This window comes from Archangium gephyra, from assembly GCF_042230915.1.
Lineage (GTDB): Bacteria > Myxococcota > Myxococcia > Myxococcales > Myxococcaceae > Archangium > Archangium gephyra_B.
Genome location: NZ_CP102578.1, coordinates 2735002 through 2750706, shown reverse-complemented (window position 1 = coordinate 2750706; position 15705 = coordinate 2735002). Strand labels below are relative to the sequence as shown.

The 15705-nt window shown below is 67.3% G+C and carries 10 protein-coding genes; 6 read left to right on the top strand and 4 right to left on the bottom strand.

What is annotated here, in order from left to right; all coding sequences use genetic code 11:
* Positions 1 to 22 precede the first annotated feature (22 nt).
* Positions 23 to 904 (top strand): hypothetical protein, encoded by an 882-nt coding sequence (locus NR798_RS10955; protein ID WP_375771404.1) that lies wholly within the window; start codon positions 23 to 25, stop codon positions 902 to 904.
* A 4-nt stretch (positions 905 to 908) separates the two neighbouring features.
* On the opposite strand, the gene NR798_RS10950 is transcribed toward NR798_RS10955, so the two are convergent.
* Entirely contained in the window at positions 909 to 4442 is a 3534-nt protein-coding gene (locus tag NR798_RS10950; RefSeq protein WP_375771403.1) for a hypothetical protein, read from the bottom strand.
* Between the two features lie 21 nt (positions 4443 to 4463).
* Between NR798_RS10950 and NR798_RS10945 the strand changes: the two genes are divergently transcribed.
* The gene (locus tag NR798_RS10945) at positions 4464 to 5480 is read left to right on the top strand and encodes a glycosyltransferase (RefSeq protein WP_375771402.1); all 1017 of its coding nucleotides are present in this window, start codon (positions 4464 to 4466) and stop codon (positions 5478 to 5480) included.
* A gap of 15 nt (positions 5481 to 5495) precedes the next feature.
* On the opposite strand, the gene NR798_RS10940 is transcribed toward NR798_RS10945, so the two are convergent.
* Positions 5496 to 6536, bottom strand: coding sequence for a hypothetical protein (locus NR798_RS10940; protein WP_375771401.1), 1041 nt, complete (start codon positions 6534 to 6536; stop codon positions 5496 to 5498).
* 11 nt (positions 6537 to 6547) lie between these two features.
* Positions 6548 to 8746, bottom strand: a complete 2199-nt coding sequence (locus NR798_RS10935) for a hypothetical protein (RefSeq protein WP_375771400.1) — start codon at positions 8744 to 8746, stop codon at positions 6548 to 6550.
* A 269-nt stretch (positions 8747 to 9015) separates the two neighbouring features.
* Here NR798_RS10935 and NR798_RS10930 point away from each other — a divergent pair, with 269 nt between their 5' ends.
* A complete protein-coding gene (locus NR798_RS10930) occupies positions 9016 to 10617 on the top strand; it encodes a S28 family serine protease (RefSeq protein WP_375771399.1) in 1602 nt (533 codons plus the stop codon).
* A gap of 18 nt (positions 10618 to 10635) precedes the next feature.
* Here the strand turns inward: NR798_RS10930 and NR798_RS10925 are convergent, their stop codons facing one another.
* Complete coding sequence (locus tag NR798_RS10925) at positions 10636 to 11256, bottom strand: TIGR02265 family protein (RefSeq protein ID WP_375771398.1); 621 nt, start codon at positions 11254 to 11256, stop codon at positions 10636 to 10638.
* Positions 11257 to 11749: 493 nt separating this feature from the next.
* Between NR798_RS10925 and NR798_RS10920 the strand changes: the two genes are divergently transcribed.
* From NR798_RS10920 to NR798_RS10910, 3 genes are read left to right on the top strand one after another with little or no spacing between them, the layout of a single operon-like run.
* Entirely contained in the window at positions 11750 to 12532 is a 783-nt protein-coding gene (locus NR798_RS10920; protein ID WP_375771397.1) for a hypothetical protein, read from the top strand.
* Positions 12529 to 13668, top strand: coding sequence for a hypothetical protein (locus tag NR798_RS10915; RefSeq protein WP_375771396.1), 1140 nt, complete (start codon positions 12529 to 12531; stop codon positions 13666 to 13668). The genes NR798_RS10920 and NR798_RS10915 overlap by 4 nt, the downstream gene beginning before the upstream one ends.
* Positions 13665 to 15656 carry a trypsin-like peptidase domain-containing protein gene (locus tag NR798_RS10910; RefSeq protein ID WP_375771395.1) on the top strand — a complete coding sequence of 664 codons (1992 nt, stop codon included), beginning with the start codon at positions 13665 to 13667 and terminating at the stop codon, positions 15654 to 15656. Before NR798_RS10915 ends, NR798_RS10910 begins: the two co-directional genes overlap by 4 nt.
* Positions 15657 to 15705: the final 49 nt, after the last annotated feature.

The window sequence follows — 15705 nt, the reverse complement described above, 5'->3', positions numbered from 1 at the left end:
AAGGCAGTTAGGATGACCCCCCATGTGGATGTGGCACCGTCTGACGTTCCTGTTCGTCCTCCTGCTCGCCCCCCTCTCCCAGGCCCAGGAGAACCCCACGGCCGAGACCTCGCGCCAGCCGCGCGCCGAGGACCTGCGCGAAATCCTCAGCGCTCGCGCCTATGGCATGGGCGGCGCCTGGCGGGCCCTGGGCGTCGGAGCCGAGTCGGGCACCGGCAACCCCGCCGCCCTCGCCGCCTTCCGCACCTACCGCGTCGAGCTGACCGGCGCCTGGGACTGGGTGGGCAAGGATGCCTTCGGCATGGTGGCCCTGGCCGACTCGTCCACCAGCCTGCTCGCCGCCGGGGTGAGCTACCAGCTCATCTCCCTCGGCAAGGGCGTCGAGCGCGCCACCGGACACCTCAACACCGTGGGCCTCGCGGTGCCCTTCGGCAACAACCTGATGGTCGGCGTCTCCTCGCGCTACCTGCTGCTGCGCGGCGCCCGGCAGGCCAACGCCATCACCGGTGACGCCGGCATCATCTTCCGCCCCGCTCCGGTCATCTCCCTGGGCATCTCCGCCCATAACCTCATCGGCACCGGCAACGCCGAGCTCACCCGCTACTACTCGGCCCATGCCGGAGTGTTCGCCGGCCTGCTCACCCTCGCCGCCGACGTGCGCGCCGACTTCGAGACCCATGGCCGCACCACGCTCACCTACAGCGGCGGCCTGGAGTACCTGCTCGGACAGAGCTTCCCGCTTCGCGCCGGCTACACCTGGGACGGCTTCACCCGCTCCTCCCAGCTCGGCGTGGGCATCGGCGTGATGACGCCCGGAGGCGGCATCGACGTGGCGTACCGCCACGACTTCGGCGGAGAGAACGGACGGCTCGTCGCCCTCACCTTCAAGGTGCAGGTGCAGTGAGCCCTCAGCCGCGCAGCGGGAGGTAGCGCTCGGAGGCGGAGAAGCGCACCAGCTCCACCAGCTCCTGCTCGCTGGACTTGAGCGCCCGCAGCGCCGCCACGGCCGGCCCCGGGCCTCCACACGCGACGAGCCCCGCGCGGTTGGCCGAGTGGCGCGCCGCCTCCGCGAGCGCCGCGGCGTCGAACTCCCGCTGGGCCGACTCCAGCAGCGCCAGCGCCCGGGCCCGCGCGTTGGGGTGCAGGGCCTCGCGCACCACCCGGGACTCGGGGCCGAACTCCGTCCCGCCGCGCAGCACCGAGGCGAGGATGGCCACCGCGCGCAGCAGCTGGTCCTTCTTCAAGCAGCGCAGCGCGAGCAGGTCCGGCCCCAGGCAGGACAAGGCGCGCCCCGCGAAGAAGCGCAGCTCCGTCTCCGGCAGCACCTGGCGCACCGCGAGCCGTCCCACCAGCAGGCGCGGGGCTCCCGGGTGCACGAGCGTGAAGGGCGGGCCATCGTCCTCGGAGAGGTAGAGCTCCGGGAGCTTCACGTCGAGCAGGCGGGCCACGGACTGCAGCACCTCCAGGGCGGCGCGGGCGCCAGGGCCCGAGTCTGGCCGGAGCGGCTCGGAGGAGCCCGAGGCCCGGCCGAAGGTGGGAAAGAGGCGGACGAGGGCCTGTCCCACGGAGGCGAGCAGCTCACCCGCCGGGTTGCGCAGGCCGGGGTGGCGCAAGCCCGCGCGCTCCTCGGGGGTGAGCTTGCGGCGTGGAGGCAGGCAGACGGTGTCCTTCTCCCCCAGCAGCGCCGCGGACACCTCCCCCATCAGCGAGCCTCGCGCCGAGTCGCCACGGCTCGTGAAGAAGGCCGACAGCTCCCGGTAGGCCGCCGCGTCGAGGGGCCGCTCGCGCACGCGCTCGATGGCCGCCGGCCGCGCGCTCTCCAGCTGAGCCGGAACCGGCGCCGGGGCCGGAGCGGGAGCCGGAACCGGCGCCGGAGGTGAAGCCGGAGCAGCGGCCGGGGCCAGCGCGGGCCTGGAGGACGTGGAGGGCGTGAGCGGCTCGGGCGAGGAGACCGAGCCACCGCCCCGGGCCCGGCGGCGCCCGGGGACCATCTTTCCCGGGGGCGCCTCCCAGGCGATGAACCGGGTGCTCTCCACGGGCATCGGAGCGTCGGGAGGCTCCTCGGGCGCGGCCGGAGCCGGGGTCCTGGCCGGGCCCGCCGGAGCGGGCTCCCGGGCCGCTGGCGGAGGCGGACGGCTCGCGGGGGCGGGCAGGACCACCGCGGGCATCTCGAGGACCGTGGGCGCGGACTCGGGGCCGGAGGTGGGCGATGCCGGGGCCGGGGTGGGCGTGAGCTCCACGCCACCCGGAGGAGGAATGAGGATGCCGGTGCGCGAGCCACTCGACTCCCTCTTGGGGACGGCGCTGCGCGGCGGCTCGGGGTGCAGCGCGGGCGCCACGCGCTCGGCGATGGCCTTGCGCAGGTTCTCCGCCCGGTTGGCGTACACCTGCGCGCGCGCCGCGTCTCCGAGCACCTCCCGGCAGAAGCGCGCCAGCCGCTCCCAGGTGCCGAGCCGCTCGTCATCATCCTCGGTGGCGGTGGCGGCGTGCTCCATGGCCCACGCGGCCTCGCCGTTCTGCTTCGAGGCGATGAGGCGCTCCACCAGCAGCAGCCACGCCTCCTTGTGGCCGGGCTCGAAACGCACCGCCTGGCGCAGCTCGGTGAGGGCGGCCTCGCGCTCCCCTCCGGCCTCCAGCGTGGCCACCAGCTCCAGGCGGACCTTGCGCGTGGCCAGTCCCCGAGGCTCGCGGGCGATGCGCGAGCGCAGCAGGCGGCTCAACCCGGCCCTGTCGCCGAGCTGCCGCGTCAGCTCCACGAGCTGGTCCTGCGCGTGCACGTCCTCGGGGTTCTCCGCGAGCACCTCCGACCAGGCCCAGTGGGCGAGCCGCGCATCGGCCAGCGGCCCTCCGGCGACCTCCGCGAGGCAGCGCAGTCCCTCGGCGCGGTGGGGCGTGCGGCGGGGCACGGCGGCGAGCGCGGCGCGCAGGCGCTCGGCGGCCCGGGCCCGGTCCTCCCCGGAGACGCACCGGGCGAGCCCCATCAAGCCCGGCAGCGAGTGGGGGGAGATGGCCACCGCGGCCTCGAAGTCCGCGCGGGCCCGGGCTGTCTCTCCGGTGGACAGCAGCCGCTCGCCGCGAGCCAGGAAGGCGGCGGCACGCGCCCGGGGGTTGCTCGCGCGCTGCACCGCCTCGTCGAGCACGCGCCACACCACCCAGTCCTCCCCATCGGAGCGCTGGGACACGAGCCGCACCTGCTCGGCGAGCGCGGCATGGTCCCCGGTGAGGGCGACGATCTGCCCGTACACCCGGGCGGCGCCCGCCATGTCCTGCAGCTCGTTCTCCAGCAGCTCGGCGAGCCGGGTGAGGGTCTCGGCGCGGACGTCCAGGTCCTTCGAGCCATCGGCGCGGTCCAGGTAGAACTGCGCCAGCTCGGGCCAGGCCCTGCGGGCGATGAGCTGGGCCTCCTGGCGCGTCTCCTCCGGATCCTCCCGCCGGGGCACCATGCGCCGGGACGGCTCGGTGTCCTCATCGCTGCTCCAGGGCACGGGAGCGTCCGGCCTCACCCCGGCCGGAGGAGGAACGAGCGGGGACTCGGGCCGGGGGACAGGCGCTTCGGTGGAGGTGTCCTCGTCCTCCGGAAAACGCTCGGTGACCTCGAGGGTCGTGCGCCGATGGCTGGAGGCATCCCCGGCGAAGTCGTCCCGGGGCGGAGCAGCGGGAATGCCGGAGACCGCGAAGGGCAGACCGGACGCCTCGGAGGTGGCCTCCTCGTCGAGCGAAGGCCAGAGCGCGGGCAGCTCCAGCTCGAGGACGGTCCGGGTCCGGTCATCGACGGGCGCCGGGGGGGTCTCGGTCCGGGGCGGGGAGGCACGCGGCACGAAGCGCGCATCCGGCGGGCTCGAGGCCTCCACGGTGTGCTCCTCCTCCAGCCAGGGCGAGGAGAACTCGACGGTCGCGCTCCGATCCTCGGCGGCGCGCTCGTCCGCGGGTGCCGGCTCCTCCACGAGGGCCTGGCCCTGCACGATGGGAACCGAGAGGGCCTCGGCCTCCGCCTCACGCTCGGCCGCGTGGCGGGAGAGACGGCGGAAGAGGACATCGAGCAACCGGCGGGCGCGGCGGTCCTCGGGGGACTCGTCGACGAGCGCCTGGAGCGCCTCGACGGCCCGGGGAAGCTGGTCCACCCGGCGCAGCACGCGGGCGAGCTGCAGCCGCACGGCGCGGCGGGCCTCGCCCCGGGTGGTGCCGAGCGCGGACGAGAGGAGCGCGATGGCGGCGGCCTCGGTGCCCGCGCGCAGGGAGAAGGTGACGAGCGCCGAGGCGAGCCGCGGCGTCATGGGCAGGGAGCGGCTGGCGCGCACCAGCTCGCCGAAGGCGTGGGCGGCATGGCCCTCGAGCAGCAGGCGGGCGGCGCTCTGGCGGTGCCGTTCCACGAGCTCGGACACGCCAGTGCCCGGCCCGGACGGAGGCGAGCCAGCGTCATTGCCGTTTCTCACGCCACCCATGGGTGGGGCAGTCTACACAGGATGCCGCCTCCGGTCGTCACCGTCCTCCTGCCCGCCCGAAACGCCGAGCGCACCGTGGCGCGCGCGGTGGAGAGCCTCCTGGAAGGCACTCTGCGTGAAATCCGGGTGCTCGCGGTGGACGACGGCTCGACGGACGGGACGCGCGGGGTGCTCGAGGGGCTGGCGGCGCGGGACGCCCGGGTGGAGGTGCTGGAGGGGCAAGGCCGCGGGCTGGTGGCGGCGCTCAACCTCGCCCTCTCCCATGCGACCTCGCCCTACGTGGCGCGGATGGACGCGGATGACGAGGCGCTGCCGCGGCGCCTGGAGGCGAGCGTCGCGGCGTTGGAGGCGAACCCGGGCCTGGGCGGGGTGGGCACCGGCGTGGAGCTGTTCCGCGAGGACCAGCCGGTGAGCCCCTCGATGAGGGATTACGCGGCATGGCTCAACGGGCTCACCACGCCCGAGCGGCTGCACCGCGAGCGTTTCGTGGAGAGCCCCATCTGCCACCCCTCGGTGTGCCTGAGACGGGAGGCGGTGGTGGCGGCGGGCGGCTGGGAGCACGGTGACTTCCCGGAGGACTACAACCTGTGGCTGAAGCTCATCCACCAGGGTCATGGGATGCACAACGTGCCCGAGGTGCTGTTGCGCTGGAGGGACAGCACGGAGCGGCTGACACGCACGGACCCGAGGTATGCGCACAAGCGATTCATCTGGGTGAAGGCGCGCTACCTGGCGCGCAGCCGCGAGGTGGCGGGGCGTCCACTGACGGTCTGGGGCACGGGCCCGGGAGGGCTCACGCTCACGCGCTTCCTGCTCGCGGAGGGGGCGCGGGTGGAGCGCTTCATCGACGTGCACCCGCGCAAGGTGGGCACGCGCATCCACGGGATTCCGGTGGACCCACCGGAGTCCCTGGGAGCCCCGCCGGAGGACACGCACCTCGTCGCGGCGGTGGGAGTGCGAGGCATCCGCGACGAGATCCGGTCCGCCCTCACCGCGCTCGGCTGGGTGGAGGGTGTGCACTTCACCTGCGCCGCGTGAAGCCCGCGCCGCGGCTCACAGCTTGGAGACCAGCAGGCGCCGCCTCCGCCAGTAGATGATGAACTCGGGGTAGGCCTGGGCGGAGTCCTTGATGATGAACTCGTTGGTCGGGGTGATCTGCGTATCGACGCGGTTGTCGGGCCCGATGCCCATCACCGAGTCGAAGGCCGTATTGTCCAACGAGTGCAGGTCCTCGGCGCGGATCTCCTCGGCGCTGACATCCGAGAAGGGCTTGCGCCGCTTCATGCTGCCGAGCAGCACCCGGCACAGCATGGAGTAGCGGTTGCTGGGCAGCAGCGGCGTCTTGCTCGAGTTGCAGGCACACTCGGCATCCCCGCACTTGTTGCAGCCCGTGTACACCATGAGCTTGGAGAACGAGTCCGTGAAGTACGAGCCCTTGCCGAGCAGCCCGTAGTCCGGCGTGTCCTTGCCGCGGTTCTGACACCGGCTCGGATCGAACCCGCCCGCGGCGATGAGCGGGATGACGTCCTTGCTGGTGCCGTGGAACATGAGCACCTCGCCATGGAGAGCGTTGAGCACGGGCAACGAGCGCCAGCCGGGACAGGGATGGTCCATCACATGCGTCCACTCCACGGGCTCGAAGGTGTTGTAGGCCATGCCCTTCAAGGACGTGCCGGCCTTGGAGCGCAGCACGTACCGCTTGTTCTCGTAGCGCTCCCAGAGCGGCTCGTTCCGGACGATGAGGATCTTCGCCACGTCCACCGGCCCCGAGCTGGGAGGCGGCGTCGTCCCTCCGTTCTCGGGCTTCTCCTTCAACCGGTGGGCCGCGCTCAGCTTCCACTGCGCGTTGTACTTGCCGCTCGTGTCCTTGACGATGGCCTCGGCCCGCTGCATGCGGGTGCGCTCCGCCTTCTTCGCGCGGAAGCTCCGGGCCTCGATGTTGCCGTTGATGTAGCGCTCGAGCGCCTGGAACATGAGCGAGCCACGCGGCAGCTCCGCGACCTCGAAGGCCGGGTGCTCGTGCCACGGGCTCCAGCCGGAGTTCGGCCAATACGAGGGGACGACGAGGTCCCCCGGCTGCACGGCGTAGGGCATGGCGCGCTCCGCTATTGATTTCCCGTGTAGACCACCAGGGCCGTACTTTGGGTCTGCTGCCGCTGCCACATCTCGCGGGCCGCCTGGCGCAGCAGCCGCATGACGGGGTCCGTCCGCTCCAGCTCGAGCAGGCGCGCCATGATTCCGGAGCGGATGGTATTCATCCGGGCCTGCTCACCGGCCTGGGCCCGGAGCGGTCCCCGGTCCTGGATCTCCTGCGCCTTGCCCTTGAGCTCCTGCATCACGCCACTCCACTTCTGCGTGTGCTCGCGCAGGCCCACCTGGCCACCGATGCCCCGGATGGCCTCGATCTGCAGCGCGACCATGTTGGTGGACTTGTAGAAGGCGCGGTCCAGGTTGCCATTGGCCCCGTCACACCAGATGGCCTTGATGCGCGTCTGGGCATCGGCGCGGTTGATGGAGGGGCACACCGTGGCGAACTCACCATGGCGGTAGGCGCCCCACCCGGGCCGCGCCCAGATGGGCCAGCCGCCGTCCTCCTTACGGACCTGGCGGTGCATGATGTAGATGGCGCCCATCAGCGTCACCAGTTTGTCGATGTTCTGCCGCAGCGCCTCGCCCTCACGGCTGTCTGGCGCGCTCAACCCCGCGGAAGCGCCCTTCTTGATCTTCTCGGCCAGGTCCTTCATGGCCGGGTAGTACTGCGTCACGTAGGACATCGTCGTGAGCGGGAGCGGCTTGCCGTCCTTGTCACGCAGGTGGACCAGGAACACGTCGTTCAGCTCCGCCGCGTTCTTCGCCTTGCGGATCGACTCCAGGAGATCGCAGGCCACCTCCGTGTAGAAGGGGCACAGGACGCGCTTGGCGCCGTCCTGCTCGACGATGAAGAAGTGCTTGCGCAGGCTCGCGTCGCTCTTGATGTGGTCGCGAGGGAAGGTCCAGTCCGCGTAGTTCCAATCGATCTTGCTCAGCTCCAGACCCTGGAGGCCCCAGATGATCGCGGAGATGTAGTGCTGCCGCGTCCAGCGGTAATCGAGCGCCCACTTCGCGAACTTGTTGAACACGTCCTGATCGATCTCGGGCGGGTCGCAGTCGATGCGCATCACCGTGGAGCTTCCCAGCGAGGGGTACTTGTGCACCCCGGACGTCTGGGTCATGTCCTTCTTGATGCTGTGGATGACCTTGAGGAGGTGGTAGTCCTCCATGGCCACGTCCCCGTCGATTCCCTTCTGGTTCGCCGCCGCCTTGAAGTCACCGGGGATGAAGAACGAGGCCGTCAGGCTGAGCGTGTAGCCCGTCTTGCTCCGCGAGCTCTTCTTGAAGGCCTCGCAAATGCCACGGATCTTCGCGTCCACCTCCTCGTTCTTCAGGAACGCGGTCTTGGCCTTCGCGAGCGTGTCCTTGGCCTTCTCGCCCACCTCCGAGAACAACTCCACGTGTTCCTCGGGGGTGGCGTAGGCGATGATTCCCTTCCACTTGTCGTGGGGCCCGGTCGTCGCCTTGTTGTGCTCGACGCCGACATAGAAGCTGCCCCAGGTGTAGCGCAGCTCCCCGGGACGCGTATGCGGCACCTGGGCCCCGCCCGCGCCGTAGACCGTGATGTTGATGTCGGCGGCCCCCTTCTTCTCGATGGCCAGTCCGAGCCCTCGCAGGATGGTCCTCAGGTGGACCCGGATCAGATCCGGCTGCAGCCCCATCTCGGGGGCGCGCACGATGACCAGCGGGTCGACGTCACTGCCCAGCTTGTCCAGCTTGTAGCCAAGGACGGTGTAGGCGAGATCGCCGAGGTCGGACTTGATCTTGGCGTCCGCGTTCTTGCGCGTGGCGACCTTCTCCGCCGTCTTGCTCTCCTTCACCGCCGCTGACAGGCCGGCCGCGATCTTGCCGATGTACTCGAGACCCGCGCCCCGATTGGACGGCGGGTTCGAATACATCGCCGTATCGCCACTGCTCAGCCGCACGGTGGCCCCGTGCTCCCACGACTTGAGCGCGTACTCGGACTGGACCTTCTCGAAGAGGATGGCCGAGTCGGTGACCGCGTTGCGCTCGATGACGATGATGGGCCGCTCGCGGTGCAGCAGCATGAGCCGGCTGAACGCCAGCCGGAAGAGCAGCGAGTACTCGCCGGACTTCTCGACGTGATTGCCGTACTTCTCGGCCGGCGTGTCCTCGTCCTTGTTGAAGCGCATCATCTGCTCGAGGACCGGCTTCACCTCTTCGTCCATGAAGCCAATGTGGATGTCCAGCATGAGGGCACGCTCCTTCGGGGGGGGACGGGCGGCGGTGGGGGTACGCCGGGTCGGCTCGATGCGGCTCAAAACAAATAAGCTTGTTACTGAAATACAGGTTTTGGATTCTATCACCGCCTTCACCCGGTGTCTCAGCAGGAAGGCGATACCGAGAGGGGGGCACACCGGCGCCTCGGCCCCGACATGGCCCGGGGCAGAGGATCAGAAGGGCGCGGTACCATCGCGCGCCGCCCCACGCACGGGGCCCGCGCGAATCGACAGAGGAGTCCATGAGAGACACCGGCCCCATCACCCGGTCCCCCTTCCTGATTACGCCCCTTCTGCTCCTGCTCAGCCTGGGAGCCTGTGGCGACAACCCCAAGCCCTCCCCGGATGAGGGTGTCGGCGATGGCGGCACCGAGCAACCGGACGCTGGCACCGAGCAGCCCGACGCTGGCACCGAGCAGCCGGATGCGGGCACGAATCAGTGTGGGACCAGCCTGGCCTTCACGGAGACGGTGGCGAACAAGGCCCTCCTCCAGGACACGTCGGTGGACATCCTGGAGCGGCTGCGCGCCATCCCCGGGCTCACCGTGCAGGAGAATCCCAAGGGAGCGACTTTGCCCACGGGCTACCGCTTCTTCATCATGCAGTACGACCAGCCGGCGGATCACTCCCGCCCGGGGTGCCAGCGCTTCCAGCAGCGCCTGACGTTGCTGCACACGTCGGACACGGCGCCCATGGTGCTCTACACCGGCGGCTACTACGTCTCCACGAGCCCGAGCCGGCGCGAGCTGACGTCGCTGCTGAGCGCCAACCAGCTCTCCGTCGAGCACCGCTTCTTCCCGCCGAGCCGCCCGGAGCCCGCGGACTGGAGCCAGCTGACCGTCCAGCAGTCCGCCCAGGACTTCCACCGGATCGTCCAGGCCTTCAAGCCCCTCTATGGCGGCCGCTGGCTGTCCACGGGGGCCAGCAAGGGAGGCGAGACGGTGGTGTTCTTCCGGCGTTTCTACCCGAACGACGTGGACGCGACGGTGGCGTACGTGGCGCCCATCGCCCGCCGGGACGACGCGCGCTTCCCCGCCTTCCAGGACGCTGTCGGTGGCGCCGCCCAGGCCGACTGCCGCGAGCGCATCCACACCTTCCAGCGCACGGTGCTGGAGCGGCGCGAGGAGATGCTGGGGCTGCTGCGCACCTACGCCGAGGACAACGGGTTGACCTACACGCAGCTCGGCTTCGAGAAGGCGCTGGAGCATGCCGTCATCGAGACCTATTTCGGCTTCTGGCAGTACAACTCACCGGCCAACTGCGACCTGTTCCCGGGGAGCGAGGCGACGGGCCCGGAACTGCTGGCGGTGATGAATAGCCAGGTGGGCTTGGCCACGTTCGCCGACAACGGCTCCAGCGGCCTCGGTTACTACGCGGCTTATTACTACCAGGCGGCGGTGGAGCTGGGCTGGCCCCGGCCGTACGAGGCCTTCCTCGGGAGCCTCATCCACTTCCCGGACACGGACACCGCGCCGGTGTATGCGCCGTCCGGTGTGCCGCTCGTCTTCCGCGATCAGGCCATGCAGGACATCCAGGACTGGGTGTCCACGCAGGGCGAGCGGTTGATGTTCATCTACGGCGAGCTGGATCCGTGGAGCGCGGCGGCCTACTCGCTGGGAGACGCCAGGGACTCGTACCTGTACGAGGTGCCGGGCGGAAACCACGGCAGCAACATCAGCCGGCTCCCCGGCGAGCAGAACGCACAGGCCGTCGAAACGGTGCGCCGCTGGGCGGGGATCGCCACCACCGGGCTGAAGGACACGACGCCGGCCCGGGTGGAGCCCCAGTTCGAGGAGTTCGCACCGCACCTGCCGCCGCGCCTGCGTCAGCGCACCGCTCCGTAGGCGGCCGGGCGGGGACGCTCACTCCCAGGAGAACTCGCACACGATGTCGAGGTCTCCCTCCGGACGCGCGGTGGCCTGGATGCCCCGGGCCCCCGCCGCCTCGAGAAGCTTCCACAGCAGCCCCTCGTGGAACGGGGGAGGCATGAAGCCGCCCCGCGCGCTGAGACGCCCCGCGCGCGGCCCCAGCCATTCCACCTGGGAGCTTCCGTAGCTCATCGCCACGCGGAAGGCGGCCGGCAGGCTGTTGATCAACGACTGGGGCCGCCCCTGGGACATCAACAACATCGCCCTGCCGGCCACGGACGCCAGGAAGTCGGTGGAGGCCTGCCGCCCGATCTGCCGCAGCGCGGCCTCCGCGCCTCCATGCCGCTCGGCGAGCGTGGGCAGCGCGGTGAAGAGGATGGGGAACAGCAGGTCGGTGGAGTAGCTGAAGAAGTCCACGAAGGACTCCTGGCCACACGCCTCCAGGCAACGCCTCACCAGCGCCTCGTCCCCCAGCGTCTGGATGTTCTCCAGGATGCCCTTGAAGAAGAAGCCGCGGATGGTGTGCTCCGGCTTCACGAAGGTCCTGCGCCGCGCCAGATCCTCGAGCCAGAACTCCATGGGCCGCTCGACGCGTCCCGTGCGCTCTTCCGTCATTGCCGGCCACCCATGAAGACGAGCCCACTCAGTCGGGCGCGGAACAGCGTATCCGCCTGCTTGACGCCTGACACCCCCAAGCCGCCTCCAACGCCTCTCCCAAGGGATGGCGGGGGTGGGTTGCTTCGCCTCACGTGGTGCTGCGTGGAGTGGCGCGGCTCCGCCACGAGGGACCACAGGGCGCGCAACCTGCCAGAGGCGCTGTTTCGCTGGAGGACAGCACGGAACGGCGGACGCGCACAGCCCCAACGGATGAACACAAACGACTCGTCCAGGCGAGGGCGCCCAACCGCTCCTGCCCGGCGTCCTCCTGGCACCAACAGCGGTGAGCGGCAATGGGCCCCCAGCTCTTCGGAGGTCCGAACCACCCTCACGACCAGAGTCAAAGCCCCATGTGCAACTTGTGATTCTGATGTCAGATGATGCACACTATCGCCCATAGAAACAAGCCCCTCCCATCAAAGCCCAAGCACGCACCCAACCAGGAGCTGACATGCGTCATCTCTCCAGCCTGATTGGCCTGGCACTGTTCCTCCTTCCGCCCAGCAGTTCCGCCCAGACCAACAACTGCGACAAATCTCTCGAGACTGACACAAACAATTCTTTCGCCTACAGACAGCGGGGCGATCGGTGTGAAGGCCTCTTCACAAAGACCAAATCAATATCCAGCCTCACTCCCCGCTCCCTCACGACCACTGTCGAGGATTACAGACAAACCGAGACAGTGTTCCTTCGCTGGCCTTCCATACCAGCCACGACCGTCCACCTCCGGGCCTCCAGACTGAAGTCCCGCATCTACTACCGCATGGACACCCACCAGCCGGGCCAGAACTCCTTCTACAAGTGGGACACGGAGATCATCCGTTCGGAGGTTCCGCTGACCGAGTTCGGTGTGTTCGCATTCTTCAACAAGCCTGCTGGCGAGGACGAGGAGCTGATGGTTCTCGTTCCAGTCAGCCTCGCGGCCACGAACAAAGCTTCCGACAAGGTGGACCAATACGTGGTGGGGTTGTTACCTGATACGAGCATCGCGGAGGTCTACATCTCCCTGGGAACCGTCAACGCGGACAACAAGATCAGCACGGTCCTGAGCAACCAGAAGCTCGACGTCGACCCGGCCCCTCCCGACCAGCCACTCTCAATCTCCATCCCGGTCTCATGGCTACCCACTCCAGCGATCTACTGGGTAAAGCTGTCTGCCATTTCGAAGCTCAAAAAGCCGCTCTCGGCTGAGTTCTATTTCCTCCACGCCCCCCAGGTCCAAGTGGAAAAATGAATACCCCATCCAAAGATCCTCGTGCCCAGCTAACGGAGGAACTGAGAGCGCTCATCCAGCAGAACCTCGAGGAGGAACTCAAGGCCACCAGCCGGCCCCGCTCGCTCGCCCGGCTGAACCATCTTCTCTCTCTTGCCGATCGCATTGCGCCCGAGCGCAAGAAACCCATCAACTGGATACCCGTCATCGCAGTATCCAGCGCGGCGTTCCTGATCGCGCTACTCGCGACGATCCCAACCACCAAAACCGAGATTGAGCTAAGTGTCAAATCCTCCCAGTTTTCAGCGGCACTCAACCGCTCACACACGCTCTTCGGCAACGTCGACATCACGAGCCTGACTGCCTCCGGCGTGAAGAAGCTGAGAGTACCCGATCAATCCGGGAGTGCGCCCAACTCATACCGCGCAACGGAGAAGACCGGCGGACTCAACGTGGATGTCTCTCTTCCTGATCCGAAGACGAACAGTTCCACGCTCAGCCTGAATCCCATCATCGTGCCGGATAACACTGAGCTCACCATGAGCGCTGTATCTCCCTACCAAGCGCATTTCGCATTCGAGCATGCGGCCACGGAGATCCAGGCAGATCTCCTGGGCACAGCGAGCGTGAGCGTCACCGGCGCCCGCCCCGTTGCGCTCTCCCTCTCCATTCCAGACGCACTCAGAGCCTACACCCAGGATGACTTTCAACTGGAGGTCGCGACCACCACGACTCCCAGTTGTATCATCTGCCTGCCGACGCCCGTGTCGAAGCTCTCTTTCGAAGGCTTCGATGACACGCAGCAACTGACCTCCGCGGTCGTGACACCCTTCTCCTCGATCATTTCGGGCTCACTCGTGATGGAGGAGCTCAACGACAAGGATCTGCCGCTGCGAGCGGGAACCCACCTCACCCTTCAGATCACGAACGGTGAGGTGCGCTCCGCCACTCTCGACGAAAAAGGCCAAATCTCAGTCATTTTTCACGGCGAGGTCAGCAGCATCAAAATGGGCTTGGGCAGCACCGTCCGCGAACTCAAACCTTCTCTCCTGGAATGGCTGGCCGCCAATCGAAAGCTCCATCTACTCTGGTCGTCCGTCATCTTCCTCTTCGGCCTCGTGCTCTCCACGGCTCGCTGGTACACGGGACAAACATGAGATTCATCAACATCCACCTCTATCTGGCAATCTTTCTCACGCTCACATCCGCGAGAGCGGAGGCCCAGGCCAGGACGAAAGAAGACGCCAAGCGCTTGGTTGTCATGATCTCAGGAACGCTTGGTAAAAATACGACAAGCGGAGGCGGCATCATCATCGGAAGAGATGGAAGCACCCTCTATATACTGACGGCGAATCACGTGCTTCGCTCGGGTGACAAGGTCATCCGTAATTCCAAGGCACTCCTCTGGATTGGCACTCCAGCCAAACCACAGGAATTGCCGCTGACATTGCTGGATTACGACTCCGATCTCGACATCGCCGCAGTCCAGGTTCAGTTGCCCGCCACTCTTGATCAGTTCCCGGACACGATCCGGAGCAATTGCCTTGTTGGTAGCAACTCGGTGTTCGAGGATATGCCCGTTATCCTGATGGGACACGGCTCCAAGTCGGCATGGCACTACTCGACGGTGGGGAACAAGATCTCCGAGCCTCCCCAGGAAAATCGGTTCAACTTCGAATCAATCAATCTCGCAGACGGCGACTCGGGAGGAGGCCTTTTCACAGACAACTGGGAGCTTATCGGCATGATCCAGGGGGAGTCGAACACGGATGCATACGCCCTCCCCATCGAGGCAGCCTTGAAGTGGGCAGAAAGCAAGAAGTATCCCATCATGCTCAAGCCTCACCTCGCCATCTACAGCTTCACCGCGAGCCCCACCTCCACGGCATACAATGGAGCGACTCAGCTGAAATGGTCTACCTCCTATGGATGTAAGGCGCGGATCGCCCCCGCTGTAGGAGAGGTGGGCTCCAAGGGTTCGGAGGAGCTCATCCTCGAGGACACCACGGAGTTTGTCCTCACCTGCGCACAAGGCACAGACTCGGTCACCCGTTCAGTGCAGGTTGTGGTGCTGATGCCACCCAGCACCAGGAGCTTCGAGCTCCGAACGCCGGCAGCATTTCCGGGCGCGGACGCAACCCTGGCCTGGGACGTTTTGGATGCAACTTCCTGCACCATTGATCAGGGCATTGGAGACGTCCCAACCACAGGTTCTGTGAATATCAAGGTCCCACTCAAGCCAACGACATTCACCCTATCTTGCGATGGGGAGGGAGGAACAAGCCAGCGCAGCCTGGAAGTTGCCCCCCAACTTCGTCCCACGATTACTACGTTCAAGGCGAATCCAGACAAGGTTGATACAGGGGGAGAGGTCATCCTCGGGTGGACCTCCGAAAACGCCGACACCTGTGCACTGGATGGTGCAGCCGTGGCCAAGACAGGGGATGTGGCGTTCCGGTTGTCGGCCAATCGGACGTTCACGCTCATTTGCAAAAATGGTTCCGGTTCGGACTCCAAGACCTTGACCGTGCCCGTACGGCCGTCGGTCGTCATCCACTCCTTCTCCGCCACGCCCACGGAGATCAATGCGGGAGATACCTCAACCCTCCAGTGGAGCGTTTCGAATGCCACCTCCTGCAGCCTCTCTGGTCAAGCAGTACAAGACTACCAGGGAGAACAATCACTGGATGTGGCCCCCCCAAGGACGACCTCCTACACACTCAGGTGTACGGGCCCGGGTGGACCGGCGACCAGAAGTGCGACGGTCTCAGTCAATGAGAAAGTAACGGTGACATCCTTCTCCGCGTCACCGGCTTCCATCACGCAGGGAGACCAGTCGAAGCTCTCCTGGAGCAGCACTGGAGCACAGTCCTGCTCCATCAGCCCAGGTTTCATGGATGTCGCGGCGTCTGGATCCGAATACGTCACCCCTAATGAAACGACCACCTACGACATCGAATGCACTGGACGAGGAGGCACCGACAGCAAGAAGACCAAGGTAAGGGTAAAATCCGGCCCCCTTTTCTGCTGTAACGCGGTCGGCGCAAAGGTCTGCCCCATGCTCGTACCAGGAGTTCCAGGTGCCTTCTGCCAATGCATGAATGGGTGGGGGGTGGTCTACTTTTCTGGAGCCTCCTGCTACTGAACAGCTGCTTGCTCAAAACCAGGCAGGCGGGTGAGGCCCTGCAACCGAT

Coding starts and splice junctions, on each gene's coding strand:
- NR798_RS10955 (WP_375771404.1), top strand. CDS start 23: ATGTGGATGTGGCACCGTCTGACGTTCCTGTTCGTCCTCCTGCTCGCC.
- NR798_RS10950 (WP_375771403.1), bottom strand. CDS start 4,442: ATGGGTGGCGTGAGAAACGGCAATGACGCTGGCTCGCCTCCGTCCGGG.
- NR798_RS10945 (WP_375771402.1), top strand. CDS start 4,464: ATGCCGCCTCCGGTCGTCACCGTCCTCCTGCCCGCCCGAAACGCCGAG.
- NR798_RS10940 (WP_375771401.1), bottom strand. CDS start 6,536: ATGCCCTACGCCGTGCAGCCGGGGGACCTCGTCGTCCCCTCGTATTGG.
- NR798_RS10935 (WP_375771400.1), bottom strand. CDS start 8,746: ATGCTGGACATCCACATTGGCTTCATGGACGAAGAGGTGAAGCCGGTC.
- NR798_RS10930 (WP_375771399.1), top strand. CDS start 9,016: ATGAGAGACACCGGCCCCATCACCCGGTCCCCCTTCCTGATTACGCCC.
- NR798_RS10925 (WP_375771398.1), bottom strand. CDS start 11,256: ATGACGGAAGAGCGCACGGGACGCGTCGAGCGGCCCATGGAGTTCTGG.
- NR798_RS10920 (WP_375771397.1), top strand. CDS start 11,750: ATGCGTCATCTCTCCAGCCTGATTGGCCTGGCACTGTTCCTCCTTCCG.
- NR798_RS10915 (WP_375771396.1), top strand. CDS start 12,529: ATGAATACCCCATCCAAAGATCCTCGTGCCCAGCTAACGGAGGAACTG.
- NR798_RS10910 (WP_375771395.1), top strand. CDS start 13,665: ATGAGATTCATCAACATCCACCTCTATCTGGCAATCTTTCTCACGCTC.